18 protein-coding genes and 1 riboswitch are annotated in these 25293 nt (G+C 54.1%); of the genes, 7 read left to right on the top strand and 11 right to left on the bottom strand.

All coding sequences use genetic code 11. The features are described 5' to 3' along the window. Positions 1–381 precede the first annotated feature (381 nt). The 3 genes from FE783_RS35000 to FE783_RS34990 all read right to left on the bottom strand — a co-directional run bounded on the left by FE783_RS35000 (position 382) and on the right by FE783_RS34990 (position 3191). On the bottom strand, positions 382–1278 hold the full coding sequence (locus tag FE783_RS35000; RefSeq protein ID WP_238403375.1) for a C40 family peptidase: 897 nt from the start codon (positions 1276–1278) through the stop codon (positions 382–384). 5 nt (positions 1279–1283) lie between these two features. After that, positions 1284–1430: riboswitch (cyclic di-AMP (ydaO/yuaA leader) on the bottom strand. A 58-nt stretch (positions 1431–1488) separates the two neighbouring features. After that, positions 1489–2262 carry a M55 family metallopeptidase gene (locus FE783_RS34995; protein WP_138884042.1) on the bottom strand — a complete coding sequence of 258 codons (774 nt, stop codon included), beginning with the start codon at positions 2260–2262 and terminating at the stop codon, positions 1489–1491. Positions 2263–2303: 41 nt separating this feature from the next. Continuing rightward, complete coding sequence (locus FE783_RS34990; protein WP_158302202.1) at positions 2304–3191, bottom strand: AraC family transcriptional regulator; 888 nt, start codon at positions 3189–3191, stop codon at positions 2304–2306. Positions 3192–3397: 206 nt separating this feature from the next. On the opposite strand from FE783_RS34990, the gene FE783_RS34985 reads away from it, so the two are divergent. Both FE783_RS34985 and FE783_RS34980 read left to right on the top strand, forming a co-directional pair. Next, positions 3398–4276, top strand: coding sequence for a phytanoyl-CoA dioxygenase family protein (locus FE783_RS34985; protein WP_138884040.1), 879 nt, complete (start codon positions 3398–3400; stop codon positions 4274–4276). A gap of 154 nt (positions 4277–4430) precedes the next feature. Beyond that, complete coding sequence (locus FE783_RS34980; RefSeq protein WP_138884039.1) at positions 4431–4970, top strand: DUF420 domain-containing protein; 540 nt, start codon at positions 4431–4433, stop codon at positions 4968–4970. Here FE783_RS34980 and FE783_RS34975 read toward each other — a convergent pair. The 4 genes from FE783_RS34975 to FE783_RS34960 form a co-directional block, all read right to left on the bottom strand. Then, positions 4936–5880: an amidohydrolase family protein gene (locus tag FE783_RS34975; RefSeq protein WP_138884038.1), complete on the bottom strand. Its 945-nt coding sequence runs from the start codon at positions 5878–5880 to the stop codon at positions 4936–4938. The genes FE783_RS34980 and FE783_RS34975 overlap by 35 nt on opposite strands. Beyond that, positions 5877–6653 carry an amidohydrolase family protein gene (locus FE783_RS34970; RefSeq protein ID WP_138884037.1) on the bottom strand — a complete coding sequence of 259 codons (777 nt, stop codon included), beginning with the start codon at positions 6651–6653 and terminating at the stop codon, positions 5877–5879. Before FE783_RS34970 ends, FE783_RS34975 begins: the two co-directional genes overlap by 4 nt. A 32-nt stretch (positions 6654–6685) precedes the next feature. Continuing rightward, positions 6686–7996, bottom strand: coding sequence for an ABC transporter substrate-binding protein (locus FE783_RS34965; protein ID WP_158302201.1), 1311 nt, complete (start codon positions 7994–7996; stop codon positions 6686–6688). A 124-nt stretch (positions 7997–8120) separates the two neighbouring features. Further along, positions 8121–11105, bottom strand: coding sequence for a heparinase II/III family protein (locus FE783_RS34960; protein ID WP_158302200.1), 2985 nt, complete (start codon positions 11103–11105; stop codon positions 8121–8123). A 313-nt stretch (positions 11106–11418) separates the two neighbouring features. On the opposite strand from FE783_RS34960, the gene FE783_RS34955 reads away from it, so the two are divergent. Both FE783_RS34955 and FE783_RS34950 read left to right on the top strand, forming a co-directional pair. Continuing rightward, a complete protein-coding gene (locus tag FE783_RS34955; protein ID WP_138884034.1) occupies positions 11419–12813 on the top strand; it encodes an extracellular solute-binding protein in 1395 nt (464 codons plus the stop codon). Between the two features lie 623 nt (positions 12814–13436). Next, positions 13437–18761 carry a X2-like carbohydrate binding domain-containing protein gene (locus FE783_RS34950; RefSeq protein ID WP_138884033.1) on the top strand — a complete coding sequence of 1775 codons (5325 nt, stop codon included), beginning with the start codon at positions 13437–13439 and terminating at the stop codon, positions 18759–18761. 261 nt (positions 18762–19022) lie between these two features. Here the strand turns inward: FE783_RS34950 and FE783_RS34945 are convergent, their stop codons facing one another. Beyond that, a complete protein-coding gene (locus FE783_RS34945; protein WP_238403374.1) occupies positions 19023–19772 on the bottom strand; it encodes a spermidine synthase in 750 nt (249 codons plus the stop codon). 1 nt (position 19773) lies between these two features. Continuing rightward, positions 19774–20226 (bottom strand): SRPBCC family protein, encoded by a 453-nt coding sequence (locus FE783_RS34940; RefSeq protein WP_138884032.1) that lies wholly within the window; start codon positions 20224–20226, stop codon positions 19774–19776. A 149-nt stretch (positions 20227–20375) separates the two neighbouring features. Here FE783_RS34940 and FE783_RS34935 point away from each other — a divergent pair, with 149 nt between their 5' ends. Genes FE783_RS34935 through FE783_RS34925 form a run of 3 tightly spaced genes read left to right on the top strand, consistent with a single transcriptional unit; the run spans position 20376 to position 22635 of the window. Next, positions 20376–21314, top strand: a complete 939-nt coding sequence (locus FE783_RS34935; RefSeq protein ID WP_138884031.1) for an AraC family transcriptional regulator — start codon at positions 20376–20378, stop codon at positions 21312–21314. Positions 21315–21334: 20 nt separating this feature from the next. Beyond that, positions 21335–21712 carry a VOC family protein gene (locus tag FE783_RS34930; protein ID WP_138884030.1) on the top strand — a complete coding sequence of 126 codons (378 nt, stop codon included), beginning with the start codon at positions 21335–21337 and terminating at the stop codon, positions 21710–21712. A gap of 26 nt (positions 21713–21738) precedes the next feature. Continuing rightward, positions 21739–22635 carry an effector binding domain-containing protein gene (locus tag FE783_RS34925; protein ID WP_138884029.1) on the top strand — a complete coding sequence of 299 codons (897 nt, stop codon included), beginning with the start codon at positions 21739–21741 and terminating at the stop codon, positions 22633–22635. Positions 22636–22900: 265 nt separating this feature from the next. On the opposite strand, the gene mnmH is transcribed toward FE783_RS34925, so the two are convergent. Together mnmH and selD are read right to left on the bottom strand one after the other, a co-directional pair. Further along, the gene (mnmH, locus tag FE783_RS34920; RefSeq protein WP_138884028.1) at positions 22901–23983 is read right to left on the bottom strand and encodes a tRNA 2-selenouridine(34) synthase MnmH; all 1083 of its coding nucleotides are present in this window, start codon (positions 23981–23983) and stop codon (positions 22901–22903) included. Between the two features lie 18 nt (positions 23984–24001). Continuing rightward, complete coding sequence (gene selD / locus FE783_RS34915; protein ID WP_420799797.1) at positions 24002–25042, bottom strand: selenide, water dikinase SelD; 1041 nt, start codon at positions 25040–25042, stop codon at positions 24002–24004. Positions 25043–25293 lie beyond the last annotated feature (251 nt).

Here is a 25293-nt window from a genome sequence, read left to right as displayed (position 1 = left end):
TCCAAACAAACGAATTCGTAGCTGTTTTGTGCATGTGGATTGGAGCGAAGCATGCAATCACCGCCTAAATAGGATAGTAATATTATATCACATTAACGCGGTGAATAGATAAAGAAACCAAAAAAAATAGCCTGTTGAGGTTAATCAACAGGCTGAACGTCTATCGACGTACTTCAAGGATGAGCGACCGCTACTCTCACCCCAAAAAGTGACGCTATCCTTCGAAGATTACGCCGGGTACTTTTCGAGGACTCCGAACACCGAAAGTTTTTCTTGGTTCAGAAACTCGCACTTCGCTTTAACGCTTTAGCGAAGTTAAATTTTCTGAATCGATAAGAAAAAAACACAAGCCTCCCCCGGCTTGTGTTTTTTTCATCCAACTTATATGACGCGCTTCGCGCCTATGAATTTCGAGCCCCAATAATTGCTGTACACCGAATCGATTTTCGTCCCCGCCGATGTCGTCGCAGATACGAATTGCCCTTCTCCCAAATAAATACCGACATGGGTCGTAGCTTTGCCGATTTTGAAAAACATCAAGTCCCCGGTTTGTAAGCCGACAACCGACTGCCCGGCCGAATCGTACATCTCAAGAGACGTTCGCGGCAGATCGATGCCGTATTGGTCGAAAACGTAATTGACGAAGCCCGAGCAGTCGAAGCCTTTCGTCGTCGTACCTCCCCATACGTAACGGATGCCGAGCAAGGTTTGGGCCGTACTCGTCACCTTATCCGCAACAGTAGGCGTCGGCGGCGTATAGGCCGCCACAACCGGCGCTGCCGCTGTCGGCGCAGCATACCAAGCAGGCGCATGGTATTTGCCGTCTTGGCCGATGATCGCGATCCCGTTGTCATTGTCCCATTGCACGATATAACCGAGCGTTTCCGATACAACCCGCAAAGGAACGTAAACGGTACCTTCCCGCATCTGCGCACCGTTCTGCAGCTTGACCGGCTTGCCGTTCAGCATCGCCTCGCCGGCCCCGGTCTTGATTTCCAGCTTCTTCGCCTTGGTGTCTTGAGCGGCTATGGATCCTTGCCCCTTATCCATGCTCCAGTCGAGACGGTAGCCCATCGCCTCGAACACGGAGCGCATCGGTACGAGCGTCTGGCCGTCGCTATCGATGAACGGCTTCGCCTCCGGGAAGCTGACCAATTGATCGTTCACCTGGACTTTGACGCCCTGCTCGGCCGGAAAGGCGGAAGCATCTGGACTATGTACTGCACATGCGGACATCCAAACGGCGCACGACAAAACAACAGTTTTCCACAAACGCATCAAACGGTTTCCCTCCTGCTGCCTCCGAGGTTAGTTGACGGGTTAGGGAAGAGGTTGTTCCCTTGTCCGCTGAAAGCGCGAACATTCACCCCGAATAAAGAAGTCCCCCGTACCGGATATTCGGAATATTCCGGATTCGGCATGTTTTATAGATTGGGTTTTAGGGTAGCATACCGTTTTCCGACAGGTCAACCCACAAATAATACCAGTTTACAAAGGGAAATCCCGGATATCGTCCCGCCGGATCCGAACGGTCCGGTCATTGATCCACTCGATTCCGGGCCCCTGCATGTCTTTTTGGGGAGGCTCCAAATAGCCGATTTCCAGCACATAAGGGGCCGATATGCCGGTGAAAGGAGCGATGTCGGCTGTACGGCGAACCGCCCGGGCGGCTCCTTCGCGAACGATGCGGCATGCTTCTTCCCCGTCCAGATGGATCGCCGCTTCGATGCCTTGTCCCTGCTTCACCACGGCCGTCTCAATCTCGGGGACGAACATGCGCGCTTCCAAGGCGGCTTTATCGTCGCCGGACAAAAAGACGGTCGGCACGCCCTGCACCCCGGCGATAAGCGCCCGAGCTCCGAACTCCCCGATGAACACGCCGTTCAGCTTATAGTAGGCGATCGTCTTCGAAGAATACGTATGATTCAGCGGGGCGTTGAACGTACCGGCCATCGCGTGCTGGCCGACGAAGAGAAGCGCGTCGAAGCCGTCGAGCTGTTTATATGGCTTCCCTTCTCTCAAATACCGGCCTCCGATCACATCCTCCGCAACGAGTCCTCCAGGACCGTGTCCGTCCCATACGTCGACGCGGGCTTCCGGATACACGCTCCGGATCCCTTCGATGCAGGCGTTCACTTCTCGTGCGAGCAGCTTCTTGGCGGCTTCCACCCGTTCGGGGTATCCGTCTCCGGGACGGGTTTGCGTGAAGCTGTCCACCCCTGACGGGCCTTCCAAATCGGTCAGTATAAAAAACGATTTCATCTAATATGCACCTCCGGCGTGCAGATAGTAGGAGCAAGCCGTCAAGAATCCGGCTTGCCGGGCGACGACTGCCGTCGCCGGTACATCTGGGGAGACTGCCCGTAAACGCGGCGGAACAATCTCGCGAAATAGGACGGCTCCTCATAGCCAAGCTTCTCCGCAATCGTATAGACGGGGAGATCGGTAAAGGCGAGGAGACTGCCCGCTTCCCGCATGCGCGCTGACTGCAGGAAGCCCATCGGGGTTTCCCCGGTATGCTCCTTGAACAGCCGGCATAAATAGTTGGGCGTCACATGGACCGACTGCGCCGTTTCCCCGAGCGTAACGGGACGGTGGCGGTTCGACAGCAGGAAGCGCTTGGCCTGTTCGACCGTTTCCTCCGCCGTATGCGGAGCCCCTTCCGATTGGACCGCATTCGCGAATATCGTCTCCACCCTGGTTAGCAGATCAACAACCGTAATGGCAAAATGGGACTTCAGCAGCGGAATGTCGTACAAATCGAGAATGCGCCGGTATCCTTCGGCGAGCATCGGCCGGAAACGGTGAGGAACGGGCAAAGGCGCGGCTCTGAGCGGCTCGGCGATACGGATCGACCGGCTCTCCTCGATCATATCGAACAGGTTCAGCTCTGCCGGTTGGCCGCTCCGGTCGCGCAGCACGAACGTGCTTTCCAGATTCGTAAGAGGCCCGCTCGTACCGAAATGAAACTGGTGCGGCTCGTTCGGGTTGATGATGTGGAGCATGCCCGGTCCGACCTCCGAAGCGGTGCGGCCTACCGTGAATAAGCCGTTCCCCTCTAAGATATACATGATATGAAAAACCGGATGGGCGTGACGCACCCCACGCACATCGTTCCTTCCGGTCATCAAGTTCGTCGTAATATGGTCGATCGTATAAGAACGGCCTCCCGTTTCGAGCCGGACGTCCATTCGCCTCCTCCTCTCCCCCGCCATCCCCGGGCTTATTGGACGTAGGTATAGTTCGATAGCCGCTCCCGATTTCCTGCCTGCACTCGACCTGACAGCCAGACAGGTGAAAATCGTACGGATTTCGGGATAAATTGTTGCTACGCGCGTAACCGTCGTTTTTCTATACTGAAGGAGAATCGATTTGAACATTCAGGAGGAGAACGGGTATGGCGCTGTCAATCGAGCAAGTGATCGAGTTTCAGACGAACGGGTATTTGATCGCGGAGGACGTTTTTATCGAGGAGGATCTGCAGCCGGTTATCGAAGAGATCGAACGGTTCATCGACGAGCGGGCGCAAGCCTACTACAAGGAAGGCCGGATTACCGAGCTTTACCGGAACGAGCCGTTCGAGCGGCGCTTCGCCCTGCTGTACGAGCAATGTCCGGATATTAACCGGAAGTTCGACATCATGCACTTGCTCGGCCCGGCCATGTTCCGCTTCCTGACCAACGGGCGGCTGCTCGACGTAGTCGAATGCTTGCTCGGAAGCGAGCTGTCCTGCAATCCGATCCAGCATCTGCGCTCCAAAATGCCGTGGAAAGGAGAAGGCGAGCAAGCCGTAAGCATGGACAATGTCCCTTGGCATCAGGATGCCGCCGTGACGAGCGAAAATTCCGAGGCTTCCGAAATCATTACGTTTTGGCTGCCGCTTGTCGACGCGACCAAGGAAACCGGCTGCATGGAAATTATTCCGCATTCGTTCAAAGGCGGCTATTTGAAGCATCAGGCGGAGGGCGGTACGACCATCGTCAAGGAGCTGCTGCCGTCCATCCGACCGATCACGGCGGAATGCCGCAAGGGCGGCATCGTCATCATGAACAAATATACGCCGCACCGGGGAACGTCCAACCGATCGGACCACGTGCGCTGGTCGCTCGATCTCCGTTACCACAAAACCGGCGCCCCCTCCGGACGCGACTTCCACCCTTCCTTCGTCGCCCGCAGCCGCAGCAATCCGGACAGCGTCCTGACCGACTATGAGGAATGGCGCAGACTGTGGCGGGACGCGCTGTCCAGACCGTCCCAGAAGGCGCACCGGGTGTAACGGCAGCGCGGCAAAGCCCTGAAAGTCGTCTATCGGACGCTTTCAGGGCTTTTTTTACCTCAAAACGTTCACACAAGCGTCGTTGACATTAGACAACCATAAATGTACGTTTAGTATAATTTCAACGGCATTAAAGAATGGAGATGAACGATCGATGAACCGCCCGAACGCTAAAGCCCAAGAGCGCGCGATTACGCTCGCCATCATCGCTTTAACTATCATCATTAACGGCGTTGTGCTTGCTCTATTGTTCATGCCGCAAATGGGCGACAGCCAGAAGGACTATACGTTCCTCCCGCTGTTCAACGCCATTTTGAACGGGTTTACGTTCCTGTTCCTGAGTCTGGCTCTGTATATGATATTGCGCAAAAATATCGCTTGGCACCGCCGGTTCATTTTCGCCGCTTTTACCACGACCACGCTTTTCCTCGTATCGTATTTGACTTACCACGCCTTGTCGGAGTCAACCAAATACGGCGGAAGCGGCTGGCTGGCCGGATTGTACTATTTTATCCTGATCACCCATATCGTGCTGGCCGCCGTTATCGTCCCTCTGGCCTTGTTCACCTTGGCGAGAGGCTTGCAGATGAACGTCCCGGCTCATCGCCGGATCGCCCGATGGACGATGCCCCTTTGGCTGTATGTCAGCCTGACCGGCGTCATCGTGTACGTGATGATATCGCCCTATTATTAATGCCGTTTACTTTGCCGGTTGCGAGACCGAATACTCTGGCTGCGTTTCCTCGGCTGAGAGCGGCCCTGCTCTCTTCGCCGATTGCGGCTGCCGCAATTTGCAGAACGGTCGCTTCGGGTGTCTGGATCGGCGCACAGGAGCCGTATCCGATCCGCGCGGACACGTCGCTTTGACATATGTCCGCTACCGCGGCGATAGGACCGTTCGTAAACCACATATCGAGCAATACGCGATCGGCGATCTCGCCGTCGTTCAAATGCGCGCTAATACTGTACCATTCCTGGTATCGCAAGCCGCTTAATACGATCGGAACGGCCGGATGCGGTCGAATGAACTCCGCCAATTCGTGATACGGCACGGCCATTGTTTGCAGACGCGGATGTCGCAGCCGTTCGTCCTCGAGCCGGACGCAAACATGCAGCGGCAATCCCGCGGCGGCGACCGCATGAGCAAATCGACTCGCCTCGGGATGGAGAAGGCTGTAGCAGTGATATCCGGGAACAAGCCGGACTCCGCGCGCGCCCTCCCGGATCGCCCAATCCAGCTCGAGCTCCCAGCCGGGCTCCGTCGGATCGAGTATGGCGAACGGCCACAGCCGCCCGTCGTCTGACGTTTCCTTGAACAGCGCCTCGTTGCCCGAACGCGTATCGAAGCCGAATATCGAAGCGATGTGACTGACGCAAACCCCCTCCAAGCCGAATCGATCCGCCATAGCCGATAGTTCCGCCGTATCCATACGAATTTGAAGCCGTGTCGGCCACTGGCCGATAAAGGCGGTCAAGTCGATCGCCCGTTGCGCGGCGAACGGCTCCAGAAGACGCATGTCCGGATGGCTCGGCGCCGTTCTCCGCTCTTCCGCCAGCGCTCCGCGGCCCTCTCCCGGAAAAACGTGCCTGTTGTGCTCCGTCATTTCGCCACCTCCGATAACAGCCGCTCCATATTGTGTCCCATGACCAGATCGATTTGTTCCGCAGTCAAGCCGGCACCCAGCACTTTGCCGATATTGCTGGCCAAATCGGCCCCATGCAGGTCGGACCCGAAGATGACCCGCCGCGCGCCCAGCCGCTCCACCGCGATTTGCACTTCCGCTCCGCCGATCGGAGTACCGGAAGTGTCCGTATATACGTTCGGGTACGGCTCGATCAGGTTGACGGCGCACTCTACCTTCCCGGCCATATGCGCCATAATGATGCGAGCTTCCGGATAGCGCTTCGCCAAGTTCGCCACATGGACGGCCGTCGACTCGTAAGGCTGCTGGCCGACCGTCTTGCGCCAGGCATGAATCAGAATAGGCGCCCGGTATTCGATCGCCCGCTCGATCAGCGGATAGACGAGCGGGTCGTCGCATAACGTGGCGACCCAAAGCTTTAAGCCGATCATTCCATGATCCTCAACTCGTCGGCGAAACTCGTGCAAGGCAGCATCCCCGTGCCGCGGATTTACATAGCAGTAGCCCGCCACGCGATCCGGAAGCTTCCGGATGACTTCGATCAAGTCGTCATTCGCCCGGGTCACCTCGGAAGCGCTCGGGTAGTACTTATAGCCGGCAATCGAGCTGCATACGAACAGCTTCACGCCGAGCCGGTCGCCTTCCTCCAGCACGACCGGGGATAATTCCGAGCCCAACAAATGCGTATGCGCGTCAATCATGCCGCGCGAAAACCGCTCTACGTTGTCCAGCATGTCTCTCCACCCTTATCTCTATATCTTTCGGCTTACTTGTTTTTCAGTTTTTCCACTTCGGCTTTCAGCTTCTCTTCGAGCTGACGCAGCGCCGTATTCACATCCGTCTTGCCTTGGGCTACCTCGATAAAGGCATTGCCTGCGAGGGTTTGCTGCGTCGCGCCGGGTACCTCGGCCAATCCTTGCTTCCGTTTCTGCGTATAGGGAGTCGGAGCATAGAAATTGACTGCGGACATATGCTTCTTGCTGTAGACCGGATCGCCCGTACCTAACGCTTTCTCGATGTCTTTGTTGTTCAGCGTCGTCGCGATCCCCTTCTTGGAATCCGCCAGCTGCATTTCATCGGAAAGCATCGCCATCATGACCTCGAACGCCTCCTCCTTATGCTGGCTCGTCTTGGAAATGCCCAGATAGGCCGGTCCGCGCTGCGGCGCCAGCTTCGGCGCTCCGTCCAGAGTCGGATAAGATACGATGTCCCAGTTCACCTCCGCCGGAATCGTCAAATAGACGCTGTGCTGGTTCGGCATCAAGGCCACGTTTCCTTTGTTGAAAGCGGTGTTTTCACTCGAACTGGTCGGTTCGATTTGGTTGCCCGGAATGTCGTAGAACCGTTTCAGGTTGGCAAACAGCTTCTGCCATTTCTCGGGATCGGCCAGCTTATCCGCTCCCGGGTCGAGTACCGGCAGCGAGAACGGATTGTCGCGCAGCGCGCTGACGGGGTTCAAGCTGAAACCGCGGTACGACGCACCGCCTTCCGTCCTCGTCATCTTTTTGGCGATATCGTATACCTCATCCCACGTCATCCCGTCCTTCGGATAAGGCACGCCGAATTTATCGAACAAGTCCTTGTTGTAATACAGCACATACGGGAAATACGGCGGTACCGGCAAACCGTACAAAGCACCCGAACGGCCGGCTTCGACCACTTCATCCATAAACACCTTGACGAAACGATTCGTATCGTATTTGGACTTTTTGACGAGCTCGGTTAAATCGTAACCCAATTGCAAATCGAGGTAATCGGTCATGATGGTCGGGATATCGAAGCGGATCACATCGGGTATTTGTCCCGCGGCTACAAGCTCCGGCATGGTCGTTCCTGCGCCTGTTCGCGCCTGAATATATTCCACGGTGATATGCGGAAACTTCTGGGTAAGCATTGCTCTGAACCGGTCATCGAACTCTTTCGGCGTGACGCCTCCGCCCCATATTTTCATCGTGAACGGTTCTTTCTTCTTTTCCTCGGTCTTGCCGGACTCTTGTCCTTCTCCTGTGCCGCCGCATCCCGACAGCACGACGGTAATTCCCACACACAGCATGAGCAGCCTGCTTTTCCGATTCATTCCAATCAACCCCCGGACTTGTATATACCAATGCTCCTGGCCTATCTGCAAAGTTGAGGCTGTTGAAAAAGTCTGCAAGAGAGGAAGCGGTAAAGGCATTTTTCAACAACCTGAAAAGCTGCATTTAATGTGCTGTTTCCACGCTGGAAACGGCCGGAATACGGAACCGGTCGCCTGCCTTGACATCATAGATCCGCAGGTCGTCCCGTTCCCGGAATAACGAACCGTCCGCAACCTCCAAGATGTGAAACGGATAATCTCCCCGGACGCTCACGATCTCCGAGCAACCGCCCGAACCGGCCACGATCGCTTTACTGTCGAAATAATCGTTCGGCATTTTCACCGGCGCGATACTTCCCATCGCCACGTTGCTCGCATGCGACAGCTCTACCTCGTTGTATACGATATTGCGCCTGACGGAAGCCACTTTCCCGGCAGCGAGCAGCATCGGTTTATCCAGAACAAGCTCCGTCAGACCGTCATCGGTCCGTACCGCACCGACGACGGTATAGCAGGATTCGTGCGAATAGCGCGGGTTGGAGAAGTGAATCCGCCTTCCGACAGGATCGCCGGATAAAGCCGTACTGTCCACCGTTACGGAGCATTTCCCGTAATCCGTACTTGCGACCTCTCCGCGCGACTCGTGCCGTTCGGCTCGGAACGGCGGGTGGTCTGCAACCCCCGCTTCGCTTCCATTCACGGCGAACCATTTGACAGGAGTCGAGCCGATGACTTGCAGACAGCTGAATTGTCCGGAGACGACAAACGTCCTCCCTTCGTCCACAAACGAATTGTCGCCGCCCTCCAAGCTGTAGTAAATATAGTCGACCCGGGATTCCGTATCCACGCGGAAACAAACCGCAGTCGGGCTCGGTTGGCGCAAGGCTATCCGCTTCACGCGAATGACTGTAAAGTCTGTCCGTCCCGTATCGATAACCGCCGCGTACTGGCTGACGCTTTGTCCTTCGTCCCGGGCCAGAACGTACTTTACCCCCATCTGGTCAGGACCGTCGGCCAGGAACAGCTTCCGGTTATCCGCGCCGAGCATTTGCAGGCGAAGCTTTCTGCCCCGGTCATCCTCCCATACCGCATGCCAATCCTTGGTTCCGTCCGCCTCGCTTACATTGCCGAAAAAGCGGTACCCCCCGCCAGGCGGCATCCAATAAAACGGCTCGTGCGCTTTTCCCTTCAGTCTGTAATCCCCGTCGACCTGCTTGCCCCACTCGTAACGGCTCCATTCCGGAAGGCGATCCGTTCGGGTCTGCTCCATAGACGACGTGAACGTTTTCCCTTTCGCATGAAACGAATAGTCCCGCTTCTGCCCGCCTTCCACATGAAACAAATCGAGATAATAGCTGCGCTCCTCGTCGACCGGGATGTGAGCCAAAAAGCGGGTGTACAACAGCACGTTCTCCGATCGGTACGCGGAAGGGTCGCTTGCTTGCGCACAGGAGATGACTCCATCGGTTCCGAAGAAGTCCAGACTTCCTCCCGCGGCGGGCAGCCGAAGCTGCGACGCCTCGTTCACCGTTGCCGCCAGATGGGCTACCGTCTGCATCGTCCATCCGAACCTGTAATGCGTATTGTAGTATCCGGGATCGAACGACCATTCTTTGCCTTGATCGTAAATAAGCAGACCCAGCTCGTCCAAATGACCGTGGTTCAGCGTCGACCCATACCGCATGAACAGGCCCCGCTCGTGCTTGCCCTTCCCATAACGAAGAAACACGAGACCTTTGCCGGTAAGCACATTCGAGGGAAGCTCCGGCCGCCGGACAGGTTCGAACTCGTAATGGTTCGGTTCCGTATGAAACAGCAGCCAATGCATGGACTCGGCAGCCGCTTTATCGTCCCGCGCCAGCTGCTCCGCGGTCACGCCCATTTCTCCCAGAAGCTTTCGACAGTACTGGCGGAACGTTTCGTCCTTCGTCCGCACCGACATCATCATCACGTAGGTGAAGTCATTCGTGTTGAACATCGGCTCCGTCCCGGTCCACTCCATGTTGTCGATCGATGTATCCCCGTATTGCGGGAGTCTGCCGGCGATGCTGTTTTTTTTCTTGAATTCGGTGTAGAAAGCGCGAAACTTCGGATCGTCGTACAAATTGATTCCTTCGGGATGCCTGCTGTCCCGCAAATGATAGAGCATCTCGGCAAACTGGACATAGATTGATTGCGTATGCAGGCTGTACATGAGCGAGGTCTCATAATAATTGCCGTCGTAGTCCACCGCATTGGCCAGCATGTTGCGAATGCTGCTTCGGCCTTCCAGCGCCCACTCCGTATACTGAGGAATGTCGCACAGTATTCCCGCGGCCAACGCCCCCATGTTGTAGTCCGCCGTCCCGTTATGGAGAGGCCAGTAGTTGTCTTTGCGGCTCTCCCGGTAGCAATAATCCCCCCCATTGGCCAGAAGATTCCGCAAAATGTTGTCCCGCATCGTCATGTCCGGCCGCGCGGGCGACGGCTCATCGAGCCGGGCATAAGTCCGTATGAACGAATAGGCCTCCGCATACAGCTTCAAATGCCGGGCCGTCTGGTAGTACGGCCGCTCCAGCCGTCCGCCCTCGTGATCCATGGAAAGGCCGGGGTAATCGAGCGGACCGTGGATCGCATGAGGGTAAATGGCGGCAATGCCGTCCAGAATGACGGCCGCCTTCTCCGCATAAGCCTCTTCTTCCGTGATCACGTACAAGCAAGCAAGCGGTTTGAGCAGACGGGTCAGTTCCGTTATGACGAATCCGTTCCAGCGGGCGGCGAAATAGTGCGGAGTTCCTTCCTCGGACAAGTATCCGGTTCCGGGGTCGGGGAACTGCTCGTTTGGAAACATGTGCCCGTGGCGGCAGGCTACGTGTCCCGGACGATCCCACATGATTACGTCGAGCGGCGTCCGGTCGATCGGACATATGACGCCCAAACCGTAAGCGTAGCTTGCGCGGGGACCCGGAAGCAGAGCCCGGATATCCGCGTTTGGCTTGGCCAGCCAAGGGTCGGCCGCCGCTTTCATCCTTTCGTAGAGCCGCACCGCCCATTCGTTTCCGCGCTCGAAAATGTGGGACCGGGCATTCGCCTTCATGCGCACGAATACCGAATTTTCGTTCGTGATCAATTCGAATCCCTCCTTGGCAATCGGATTGCTTCTCTGGAACATCCGGCTGTCACTCGAATGTAAGCGTTTTACGAGCGACGCGCATAAAAGTTGAGAGTCCGAGCAGGATAACCGGAAACCGCCGACAGCGCTTGATTTACAAAAGCCGAAAACAAAAATATAATACAGGGATAGGACAAATATACTTAACAACCCATTTGTAATATATCATATCCTATAAGTTGTTATATCAATTGTATTATATTTCGTTTTGATCTTAGCACCTTAATCTTAAAAAATCAATACAAGAATAGCAGCGAAACGAGGAGCCTTCATGAAACGCAAACAAGCGGATTACTTATATACCAAATTGGCCGGTATATTGCGGGAGCAAATTACGTCCGGCGTCCTTAAGCCGAGCGATTATTTGATGTCGGAGTTTCAACTGTCCGATTATTACGGCATGAGCCGCATCTCCGTAAGAAAAGCTTTGGACGTGCTGGCGAAGGAAGGCTTGATTGTCCGCAAGGTCGGACAAGGCACGATGGTTGCCGAGCATGTGAAGCTCGAAAGCAAAGAAAGGCGCAAGCTTCACATCTGTACGGTCGCCCCTTCTCATTACATCGACACGTGCATGCCTTGGATCGCCGAAGCGTTCGAGCGGGAGTTTCCGGATATTCACATTGTGATCCATCGGCTGCATGGCAATAAATATTGGGAATATTTGGACAACCTGCGGAAAGCCGGCCTCCGTCCCGATCTTCTGTTTGTGACGGACCGTCTGTTCAAGGAGCTGGGCGATTGGGACGATTTCCTCGCGCTTGAGCCGTCGGAAGAGCTGCAGCCGTTCCCTTATCCGAAAGTATCGCGGCTGTTTAGCCGGGAAGGACTGCTCAAGGCGCTGCCGGTTACATTCTCGACCGTATTCATGACCTACAACCCCGAAATGTTCGACGACCACGACATACCCAAACCAACGCGCAACTGGACGATAGAAGATTTTCTCGACGCCGCGGGGAAGCTGACCATGGATACGAACGGAGACGGCATCCTGGACCAGTACGGCTTTGCATTTCGGGGAGCGGACACCCGGTGGCCCTTGTTCGCTTTGCAAAACGGCCTCGATTTCGCGGAGCCCGCCAACAACCCGGAGCCGCTTCGCCGTACGCTCGAATTTCTGCACCGGCTGCTGTATAAGGACCGCGTGACGTTTTTGCAAGCAATGACCCCGTATAGCAGGCTTGCGGATCCTTTTACGTGCGAGAAAGCCGCCATGACGTTAACGACGGCTATGGAATTGGCCAGCTGGAGAACGGGGGACTTGGCGTTCGAGCCGCAAGTATGCCCGCTTCCCTTCAAAGCTTCCCCGTCCACCCTGCTTTTGGCGAATGCGTTCATGGTCCCGCGCGATTGCGGCGAGCCCGACCTGGCGCACGATTTTCTTCGCTTTATGACCAGGCTGGACATTCAAGAGAAGCTCGCCCGCCAATTCCGGTTTTTGTCCGTGCTGGCTTCGGTCAACGAACGCGTATTCCCCCGCTCCTTCCTGAATTCTGCCGCGATCCAGGATAGACAGCTGGAGCATGCGCACTTTCTGTACGATCTGTTCCCGGACTGGCAAGCTCTGGAGGAGATCAACATGAATCTGCAGCTGTTCTGGAGCGGTCTGGAATCGGTGGAAGAAGTGATGCAGCGGATCGCCGATCAAGGAGCCGGCGAAGACGATTGAAGGGGATAAGGCTTTTTACGAGAGGCATGTCAGGTAAACAATGAACCGAATTTGCTTATTAGCAAACTCCATTGCGCTATTTGGCTTCACTTCTAGGCCATTAGAGGAACAGTGAATCTGGAGTCGCTATTACTGAACTTAAGATAAGTAATAGTGAAATTAGGATCGCTACTCGCTGAATTCGCTTATATGGCAAGCGATTAGCGCAAAAGAGTTCAGTAATAGTGAAGTTTGGTTCGTTCTAGCCAATATCCGAATAAGCTGAGGACCGGGCTCTGCCCGGTCCTTATCCTTTCGTTTACTCCGCTTTTATTTGCTGCCCCCTCGCCTCCCCGCCTCATGCCGTGCCTCCGAAAGATGCTGAATCAATCCGTTCCTCCCCGATAGTTGCCTCTTGGCCCGCGCGCAGTCTTCTTCGACAAAAAATAATTCCGCCGACTCCGAAATCTCTCCCTTTCATTTTTACGGACCTGTGCTATAATACGTTATGCAATAATACAACTGCATAACAAATAATAATACATTTGTTATCCTGTACGGAGGTGAATGGTTATGCAATAAGTTTCAGTTGTCCGTATGCATTTTGTCGTAAGCCGTTTGAAGCAGAGGAGGAATTTATAAACATGAAGCATAAGCGCCTTCGCCATACCCGTCGTTCCGCCGGAAAAAGAGTCATCCTCGCTTTTCTGGTCCTTGCGCTATTGGCCGGATATATCCCTTTGCCGGTTCAGGCCGCCGTCGGAGATGTCACCACCTATTCCTTTAAAGATTTGCCGATGAATCATCCGACGACGAATTACGATCCGGTCTGGAATCCCGCCGGACAAGGCACGCAGCAGTTCCACTACTCGCAGATCAATCCGATCGGAATGCCCGCCTACTTGAACTCGTCGAACGGCTCCGTTACGTACCGCACTCCGAAGGACGGTTATGTCGAAGTCCAGTTCTACGTACCGGAGTATGGCAGCTATTCGCTGGATTTGCTCGTCCACAAAAATATTGGCGGCGGAATCGCCGATATTAGCGTCGATGGCTCCGTCATCGGCCAATTCGATTTTTACGCGAGTCCCGCTCCGGCTACGGTTGCTTCCGCGTTTGCGGCGCCGGTCACCCTCATTTTGTCCAAGGGGCACCACGTCTTGAAGCTGCAGCCAAAATCGAAATCCGCCGGCAGCTACTACTACGTATATCCCCACAGCCTGAAGCTCAAATTATTGGAAGCGCTTCCCGTCATGTCTTCCAAGCTGACTCCCGATTCCGTCAAATTCGACCGGAAACCGTCCGAGCAAGCGAACGTAACCGTCACCATGACTACATACGGCAATACGCTGCTCGGCATCACCTACGACGGCGGCAGCCTGACGCCGGGGACCGATTATTCCGTCACCGGAGAATCGGTAACGATCGATAAATCGTTTCTCTCCACGCTGCCTCTCGGAAAGGTGGCACTCTCCTTCAAATTTAACGATGGAATCGATCCCGTATTAACAGTTCAAGTGTCGGACTCGTCTCTGCCTCCTTCCACCGCCTCCATTACGCCGACATACGCCGTCTATGACAAATCCGGAGCCGACCAGAACGGTTTGACAGTCACGCTCGATGTCTACAATACGGCGCTTACAGCTATCAAGAAGAGCTCAGCGACGCTGACGCCCGGTACGGATTATACACGATCCGGAAACACGGTCAGCCTTCATCCATCGTACTTATCCTCCCTTCCGCTCGGAACGTCGACACTTACGTTCCTTTTTGATAGAGGACAAGCTCCGACGCTGGACATAACGGTTAACGACTCGCGGCCCGCTCCCGTCAATATGGCCTTCAATCCGGGATTCGAGGACGATCAGGACCATAACGCCCTTCCCGACCGATGGTCGTTCGGCAAATCGGGAACCGGAACGTGGCAATGGGACGAAACGATCAAGCGAAGCGGGAACCGATCGGTCAAGCTGATCAACCAGGCCGCCGGCGACCGGGCCTACTTCTACCAGCAGTATTTGTCCGTCAAGCCGGGCGGCACGTATGATTTCAGCGCTTATTACCGGACCGAGAACATGCTCGGCCAGCCGTTTATCCAATTGACCTGGTATACCGCCGGTTACGGGTTTATTGCCGCCAAACCGTTGAATGCGGACAAAAACGCACCGGATTGGCAGCAAGTAACCCAGCGGCAAACGGCGCCCGCCAACGCCGCATATGTTTACATCTCCGTACAGCTGAATTCGAATACGGGAACCGTTTGGTTTGATGACGTCTCTTTTACGCAAATTTTGACGGATTCGTTCGTCACTCCGACGGCCGCCTTGTTCGATCAAAATCCGGCGGTGCAAGCGGACGTTCCTATTGCCATTACGGGGAATGGAAACGAGCTGGTCGAAATCCGCAACGGCACCTATGTGCTTAAGCCGAACATCGATTACTCGCGCACCGGAGATACGGTCACCTTGAGTAAAGCTTACTTATCCCGGCTCCAGACCGGAGGTGCGTTATTAACATTCGATTTCAGCGCCGGCGAGGACCGGAACGTAACCCTGCAAATTATCGATTCGTCCGGATTGAATGTATCCAATACCACATTCAATAAAAAAGCCGGAGAGGCTCAAAATATCACGGTTGCGATTACGGCGGGGCTTGCTTTGCAGAAGATCCGGAACGGCAGCGCCGTCATGAACGAAGGGACGGACTACATCGCGGCCGGCAATACCGTCACGATATCGGCCAATTATCTCGGATCTCTGCCGACCCGAAGCCACCCGATATACTTTGAGCTTGCCGGCGGCCATACGTACTCCATGATTATTACGGTGATCGATACGACGACGCCCCAGTCCGTCAATTTGCTTGCCAACCCGGACTTCGAAGCGGGCAGCGGGACACCGACCTCATGGACGATCGCTGCGGGCTCGGTCGTTTGGGACGGCACCGTTGCCAAAAACGGGTCGAAATCGATCAAGCTGTCGACCTCCAGTACGTCGCAAAGCTCGGCCGTAAGTCAAACCTATATCCCGACCATCCCCGGAAGCGCTTACCAAATCGAAGCGTATTACCGTACCGAAGGCGTCCAAGGGAAACCGCGGATGATCGTGGACTGGTACTCCTCGCCATCCGATTCCGGCTATTTGTCCAGCGCGACTGCCGAAGGGTTGGGCGGAACTGCCGAGTGGCGCAAATTGTTCCATGAACAAATTGCCCCGGCGGAAGCGGCATTCGCCAAAGTGACGTTCCAGCTTGCGGAAGGCACGGGTACGGCATGGTTCGATCAGGCTCGATTAGTCCAAAACAATAGGCTGCGAAATCCCGGGTTCGAAGCCGGCGATACCGTCCCCGACTCATGGACGGCCGTACCGTCGTCCACTTCAACCGTCCTGCTGGAATCCGGCACGCGTTATGCAAGGCAGCGTGCTGTCAAGCTGGAAGCGTTAACCTCCGGCGATTCCGTTACCTTGAAGCATCCTGCCGTTGCGGTCACAAGCGAGAAGCTGTATAACGTGCAAACGCACTACAAGCTGCAGGGCCCCGGAACAGTCTTCATGGAGCTCGCCTGGCTCGACGCTCAGGGCGCCGTCCTCCGCCGGGATGAATTAAAAGGCTCGCAAACCGCGAATTGGAGCCTATTAGCAGACCGTCAATGGGCGCCGAAAAAAGCCGTTTCCTTGAATCTTCAGCTTTCTCTGCGCGGCGGGCCGGGTGTCGCTATGCTCGACGAAGCCGAGGTGCGGCAGGAGCTGATCGACTCGTCCGGTAATTTAATTCCGGTAACGGACTTGGAGGATGTGACCGAGCCGCTGGCTCCGGCCGATTTCTGGTCCAAATTGCCCGTTATCCCGCTTCAGCCGCCGACCGATTCGGTATGGACGCAAAGCGCCATCCGCAGCTTCTTCTTCGGTCCGACGGAAAGCGAAGGCAGAGCAAACTTCTCGTTCGGTATTCCCGCTTCGACGATAGCCCGGGACAGCGGCGTACCGGTGGTGAATAACGCGCTCGGGACTCCCGTCGAGACGAGCGCTCCGATCATCATCGCCGGGGATATTCCGTTCCGGCCGTTTATGATCGCGCATGCCGGGTACAGCAACAAATATTACCCCCGTCGAATGCACGATTATTTATTTACCCAGTACAACTTGTCCTACGCCTTGACGGGCGATGAGCGGTTCAAGTCGCGAGCGGAGGAGCTCGCCGGATTTTTGCAATATTCGCAATGGCGGGAGGACGGCTCCAATGCGTTTACATCCGCCTATTATCCCGGCGACTATACCCTTCATCCGGAGTGGGCGGGCGGATGGGACTACTTGTTCGATTGGCGATGGACAGACGGATACAACTATACATGGAAGCTGCATGAGCCCGACCATCACGTCAACTCTCAGATTGCCTCCGCTCTCGTCAATTCCTACGAGCTGTACGGCAACGAGCAGTATTTGCAGATGGCGAGGCAATTCGTATACAACCAAATTCCGCGCTACGGCTTCCATAAAGGTGTTTGGAAAAACAAAACCTACTATTGGACCGAATACAATCCGACTGGATCCGCGGCCGGCAACACGACGAGCGACGCTACCGATAACGTGACCGCACTCGTAGCCGGAGCGGCGGCGAAGATCGGCTACTACGAAACCGATCCGGTATTGAAAGCCCAAATTCTTGAATTTGCCCGCGGCTTGATGTGGAATTTGGTTCGCGAATACGAGACCGACGGGAGATGGTTTTACGACGGCCAAGAAAATCCGTTGAACCCGGACCGGTTCTACATTTCCCACGATTCGGCGGTGCTTCTGCCCGTCTATACCGGACTACCTTATTTGTACAAGGCGGGGGTTGACGTCTCCGATCTGATGGACGTCTTTTCCGAGCTCGAACAGGAGTATGCTACCATATGGGGGCTCTACCAGCGGAAAGAGCATTTGAAGCTGGCTAAAATCTATGACGGCACTCCCGCTCCGAATGAACCGCTCACCTTCTCCACCTTTGCGCTGGTGACCGGTGACGATTTGCCGCATGCGAAGTTCCAAGATTTCATCTCCGATTCATTCGTCGTACCGGCTGCGTTGGACGTGCGGATTACGAAATTGCTGCCCCCCGCCGCCGGAAAACCGGATTGGACGATGGATCCGGTCGACGATGTCGTACTCCGGGCAACGCCGCAGCAGTTGGCGGAAGGCATTGCCATTCCTTTTGCTTTGACCAAGGGCAGCGCTTACAAGATGTCTTACGAGGTTCGCGCGAAAAGCGATTTCGATAGGAATACGGCCGTCAATCGGGACTCCGTCGTGATGGGCTGGAAGGTGGACGAATCGAACAGCGCCACGTTCGTGAAGCTTACGTCCGGCACAAGCGGGGACGCGACTCGTGCGCATACGCTGCCCCTGAATCTGCAGTCGAACTTGAATTCGTCTAACTTCATGTCGTTTGGCGCGCGCATCGCGTTCCCTTTCCCGGATGAGGTATCCGCCCTGTTGGTGTCTTCTCCGGCTCCGAATGCGATCGTCTACAAGGATGTCGACGATTGGAAACATATCCGGGCGGATCGGTACATTTATCCGATTCAATCGCTGATGCCGATTCGCAGCGGTGCCTCCCTAGGAAACGAAAACTATGGTGCCAAGGGCAAGTCGTTCGGCACGAAGGAAGGGGATTTCGTCGAGCTTGAATTTGAAGCGGTCCGTCCCTCGGCCAAATATACCGTTTCCGCTCATTATTCCAAAGGAAGAACCCGCGGGAAGGCGCAATTATCCATAGACGGCATCCCGCTGGGACCGGAATACGACCTTTACATGAACACGACGACGCAGCAGGACGTTCCGGAGCCGGTGATTGTCGACTTAGGCATTCAGAAGCTGAAGGCCGGGAAGCACACGCTTCGCTACACGGTAACCGGTAAAAACTCGGCTTCTTCCGGATACAAGATCGGCCTATACGAGGCGCTCATATTGACGCCGACAAAAGACTAAGCCGGAAGCCGTAATTGCACGAATCCTTTACTACATAAGTTGAACTAAAGCTACCATGAGAAAGCCAAGTGCAGTGGAGAAAGGGAATTACCTTGTAAGCGAGTTTTGGCTTTGAGTTTCTACAATCCGAAGGCCAATCCAATAAAGGAAACTCAAAACAACCTGTCTGAAGTGCAAGGTAATCCCTTTCGGAATGGAACGACAGCCAATCAATAGTTCAACTTATACAGCGCCTGATTTATTCAGGCGCTTTTTATGACGTTAATAAGAACCGTTGTCCATTATGATATAACCTTGCCCTAATTCGATCTCATCGAAGCCCGCCATCTCCCGCTGCCGGAAATCGATAGTGCTATTGCTGCCGACTACGATCATATTCCGAATATCCGCGCCGGTCTCCCCCGGTAATGAAAAAGCTTTCGTGTACGCATACGCTTCCCCGAGAGTCGTATAAATCGCGTCTACCAGCTTGTCGTTGTTCGGTTTGCCCATTACGTTCATGATGACGGCTCCTCGGGCCGTGAGCTTCTCCATCGTCATTTTGAAAAATTCCACCGTCGTCAAATGAAGCGGGGTACCCTTTCTGGTGAAGGCGTCCACAATAATATAGTCGAATGCATTCCGCTCTTCCATCCCGAGCAGCCGGCGTCCGTCCCCGATCACAACATTGTCCCGGCTGTAGCCAAAAAAACGTCTGCTGCACTCCACTACTTTCTCATCGATTTCCGCTACCGTAAACCGCTTGTCCGGGTAATGGCCGGCGATCGTCCCGATCCCGTGACCGATTACATACACGTTGTCGAACGACGGATGATTACATTCCATTAAATGGATCATCGCTCTCGGGTATTCCAGCACGATCCGCTTCGGATTCTTCAAGTCTATCGCACCTTGTACGGCATGATCCGAGAATTGCATAAAGCGAAACTTGCCCATTTCCCCGTACAACTCGGTCGTATCGTATACCGAAATTTCATTAAACGGGCTAAGTTCCTTTGCCAGCAAATGCAAGTCAACGATCTCCTCCGTCACGGTTTTCCAGGATGTACTTGATTTTCTTCAAGTCGTACCGGTTCGCCTTTCTCATCGCCATGGACATAAAAGGAGCGAACAGCTTGGAAAATCCGCCCGGTTCCCCTCGGTTCCGCAACGTCATCAAGGTCCGGTTGCCATCCATAGCTTCCCATGTATATGTCGTTTCCATCGGAAAAGGTCCTTGAGCCGTCCGCATGACCAGCTTCTCCCCCGGAATATACTCGATGATTTGGTATACGTACGCAAGGCGCCGACCTAGAAAATGCGCGATAAATGCAATCTGCGAACCGACAGCAAGCGGCTTGGGAGTCCGCCACTCAGCCGATTTAATATTTACGTACCATTCGGGAGCACGGTCGGGGTTTGCTGCGTAAGCTGCAACGATGCCGCGAGGACAGTCGATAACGATTTCCGTTACAACGTCTACCATGCGTTCACCTCCTATTTCCCTTATTATACCCGTTTCGTTCGACTTATGGCTTCTCTTCCTGCCTTCCCTCCCCAATTGCAGGAAAAAACCGGGCGTCCGCAGAATTCTTCAGCATTCCCGTTAGAAGATCGTTGGAGGGCCAAACATTAATGCGATTAAAAAATCCGAATCTGCTGCACGAGCATACAGTCCTTATTAATCACGCCGTCGATTATATAGACGAACATATTGCCGGCGAGTTGTCGCTGCAGGACATTGCTTCCGCCGCGGCCGTCTCACCGCATTACTTCCACCGCATGTTCAAGTCCATCGTTCAGGAGACGGTCGGCGAATACATCGTTCGCCGCAGGCTGGAGACCGCCGTTCATTATTTATTGTTCTGGGATTGGATGACGCTGACGGATATCGCGTCTCAAAGCGGCTTTTCCTCCCTTTCCTCGTTCTCCAGATCATTTAAAGCCCATTACGGAATGAGCCCCACCCTGTACATCAAGGAGCATCGTTCTATTAAAAGCAATATATGCCAAATTGATAACAGCGTCTGCGAAAGATATTTCTCAAAATGCGAGTATAATGATGGACATCGGACCTCGTACACGTATTCGATGCGGATGGCGATACGCGAGATCAAGCCCGTTCAAGTCATTTATTACCGGCATTATGGCGGCGGCAACGAAATTACGCGATCGGCCGATAACTTTGCCAAGCTAAGCAAGCTCGCTTCGTCGAGAGGGTTATGGAGAAGCGACACCGTACTCGTCGGAATACCGAGATCGCCTTGGTACGGAGGCCATCCGGGCAATGTTCGTTACGACGCGTGTCTGACGCTTCGCCCGGACTCCCCTCTTCCTCAAGACGGGAGCAGCATGTGCAGCATTGCCGGTGGTACATATGCCGTCATCCGGTTCGAGGAGCCGGAGAAGATGGTGAGGGAATTGATGTCGATCTGCTTGCGCCATTGGCTTCCGGGCAGCGGGTACGCTTTCGACATACGGCCTACTTTGATGATTCATTACAACAACCCTCACACGGACCCCGATCAGAAGATGATTGTAGATTTTTGCCTGCCTGTTCGCACAAAACCGTAAATCGACGAGGAGAGGGAACGATGACGTTTAAAGCCAAAATGCAGGAGTACCGCCCGGTCTTTATGTCCGCCAACCGCGAAGAGGCGTTGGAATACTACGGAAAACTCGGTTTTGTGAACAATACGTTTACCGGTTTTCTGGAGAGGGACGAATTGAAATTCACGATACACCAATTGGACAACGCGAAGAAGCCCGTTACTCCGAATCACCATCTCGACGGCTGGTCCTGGGATATGTACGTGTGGGTAGACGACGCCGACGCGCTTTACCGGGAGTTTGTCGAGAACGGAGCTATTATCCATTATGCGCCGAAGGACCCGTTGGAGTACGAGATGAGAGAATTTGCGATCCGCGATTTGGACGGATACATCATTGCATTCGCATCTTGTCGGACGTAGTTGCTATTGAGAGGAGTTGCTTGATCATGGGGAACAAGGAAATGCTCGCTCCGGAAATAAAGCTCGTCCGGAAGGAATCGTTCTCGATTATAGGCGAAGCGTGCTTGCTTGCAAAATCCGATCACGGAAAGAACGACGCCTTCGGCAAATTCGCCAATCGGTTTCTCGCCAATCGTTCGCATGAAATCCGGAACGCCGTCAACAGACAGCTATATGCCATTAATGTTTATCCCGCTAACTACTCCGGTACCGAGAAATACGAATTTATTTGCTGCCATCAAGTACACGATCTCGACCATGTACCGGAAGGAATGGTCGCGCGGACGTATCCGGCTCACGAGTATGCCGTGGTAACGCATAAAGGCAGTCTTCGCAGTTTGTCCGACAGCTACTCCTACTTTCATTCCACGTGGAGAACGCATGCCGGATACGACTATGCGGATTCATACGATATTCAGATTTATGATGCCCGATTCCTCGGTCCGAATGATCCTGCCTCCGAGTTGGATATTTATATTCCGGTCCGGCGCGCCGAGAACGTTGTCAGCCATGCTCCAAGCCCGATTCGCGGCAGGCTGCAAGGAGCGTTCATCCCCGTGCGCAATGTCGCGAAAGCGAAGCAGTGGTATTGCCGGGTACTCGGTCTTCCGGAAAGCGGGGACATTATAAACGGCCATCTGTATGCCCTGCCCGTGGAAGGACCGGCTATCCTACTGGACGAGATGCCCATGTGGGGCGGCAAAGAACCGGACGGCCCGCCGCCATACCGGACACCTTCTCTGATGATTCCAACCGACAATATTACCGAAGCGTATCAATTTATGCATCGTCTTGGGGTGGAGCTGGTGACCGAAATTATGGACAGGCACTGGTTCGTCTTTCGGGATCCCGACGGCAATATGCTGATGGTTTGCGCCGATTAAGGCTCTCGCCTGGAATAAGACAAATTATGCTGCGCATATACCTCTACAATACAATCCCCTTACTGGAGGTGTCGGCAATGCCATTCTATAGCTCTGTCGTGTATATAGCGGGAATGCGCATTTTACGCGGAAAGGATGGAAAGTTATACGTCAAAATGGGAAGCAAAGGAAAAGTCCGTAAAATTCTTAAAGACCGTAAAACTCAAACCGATGACAATCCGATGCAAGTGAATCGTTGATCGAAAAAAAGAAGGTTGAACAGCGTTCATGGCTGTTCAACCTTTATTTTCTCCTGCCGATACGGCTCTTTCACCTGTTTCAAAATCATGTTCTCGATGATTTCAACCGCTTCCGGAATACTATTCGCGGACACGACGGTGCCGGGAGCATATCCATACCCGGTAACGGAATGATCGTATCTCGGATCGTAGTAATGCACGAGCAGCAGCTCGACGGCTCTGCGGAAATCCCCTTCTTTCAGACACTTCTCAATTTCCGCTGCAATCGGGGTGTGGATGCGGGACTTAATTTTGAGAAACGAAAGTATGCATTCCTCGATATGATCCCACGGCTTGTAGTCGTCCAAAATATGCCCGATCCGGACCTCCAAAGGAACGTCCAGCCAAATTTGATGCGCCTGTTCCTTCTTTTGAATGATCGGTTCGGGAAGCGCTACTTTACCGATTCGTTTGCTCTCTGCCTCAAAGATGAAATAAGAGGCGCCGTCCATTTGGATCAGCTCGTCGATTAACAAGGAATCGAACGTTTTTTGATTATTGGCTTCGAGACCGATATGACCGAAAATCGACCCTCGATGTCCGGCCATCGACTCCAAATCCAGTACCGGATGTCCGCGTTGTTTCAGACAGTGCAATATTTCCGTTTTTCCGCTGCCGGTATATCCGTTGATGACATAAGGAACTGCCGGAAATTCGGAAGCTATCTTGTCCAATTCGTCAACGACCCATTTGCGGTATGCTCTATACCCGCCCGTTAACCGATAAGCCCGGATCCCCATTAACGACAGCAACGTAGCCGTTGTTTTGCTTCGCATGCCGCCTCTCCAACAGAAAACCGCCTTGGACCCCGGAATCTCGGCGAACCGTCTAATAAATGCCGGAAGCTTGGCGGATACGATTTCAAGTCCCCGTTCCTTGGCCGCTTGAATACTGACTTGCTTGTATAGCGTGCCGATCTCCGCCCGCTCCGCATCGTCGAACAAAGGAATGTTTAAGCTTCCGGGGATTGATGAATGCTTGTATTCCGACGGCGACCTTACATCGATAAGGACAAGCTCTTTTGTGCCGCGAAGATCGATCAAGTCCGTAAGCGCCAAATCCTGTAACATGACTTTATCCCCTTGCCGTTATTTTACGATGATTCGTCCCTGACCCTCATCGCCTACAAATCCGATCATGCTTGCTTCGACGCCGGCCTGTCTCAATTGTCCCAGAAGCTCGTCCGCCTGCCCGCCGGCTACGGAGATGAGCAGCCCGCCCGACGTTACCGCATCGCACAGTATCCATTTATCGACTTGATCCAGCTCTTCCGGGAAGGTCACGTCACTCTGCACATGAGCGAAATTGTTCTTTGTTCCACCGGGCACGAATCCTTTCTCCGCCAATTCACGGACTCTCGGCAATAAAGGCACGTCCTGTTGAACGATCGTTATTTCCGCCTGGCTGCCTTTGGCCATCTCCAGAGCGTGTCCGATCAAACCGAATCCGGTTATGTCGGTACAAGCATGTACTTCATAACGTTCCATAATTTCTGCAGCCGTCTTATTTAAAGTGGTCATGACCCCGGTAACCCGTTTCGTTTCTTCCGGCGATAACTGCTCTTTCTTGATGGAAGTCGTCAGAATCCCTACGCCGATAGGCTTGGTCAAAATCAACCGATCGCCAGGCTTCGCTCCCGCATTCGTACGAACGTTATTCGGGTGGATTAGTCCGGTTACGGCGAGACCGAACTTAGGCTCCTTATCGTCGATAGAGTGTCCCCCGACAAGAGTCGCTCCGGCTTCCCGGACTTTATCGGCGGCTCCCCGCAATATTTCGGACAAAACCCGCTTGTCCAATGTGGATATAGGAAAAGCAACGATATTTAATACCGTTAGCGGCCGCCCTCCCATTGCATAAATATCGCTGATCGCATTTGTCGCTGCAATTTGGCCGAAGTCGTAAGGATCGTCCACAATGGGCGTGAAAAAATCTACGGTTTGCACAAGCGCCAGATCATCGCTTAACCGGTATACTCCCGCATCATCACTCGTATCCAACCCGACCAGAAGATCCGGGTTGCTCTCCGCCTTGGGCAAATAACGAAGCACCTGGGCGAGATCGGCAGGGCCGATTTTACAGCCGCAGCCGCCTTTGCTGGATAGAGAGGTAAGTTTAATCGTTTCCATATTTTCCATCGTTTAAACACAACCCTTCTTAAATGAGACTCATTCGGAAAGCACCCTGACGGTATTATACCATGCAACGATCCGCAGGTTGTCATTCTTATCTAAACAGCCCTGTTGGCGGACTTATTTTCCGATTCGCCTTACGTCCAACTATTTCTCCGGTCACACGATCCTTTGTCCAAGTTACGACGATCTTGCAAACATCCGAATATCCGTCCCATCCTCACAGGTTCTACACAATCTTGCTTTAT

Source organism: Paenibacillus mesophilus, from assembly GCF_005938385.1.
Taxonomy (GTDB): Bacteria; Bacillota; Bacilli; order Paenibacillales; family NBRC-103111; genus Paenibacillus_AB; species Paenibacillus_AB mesophilus.
The sequence above is the reverse complement of the archived record's forward strand: the minus strand, read 5'-3'. Positions and strand labels throughout refer to the sequence as shown.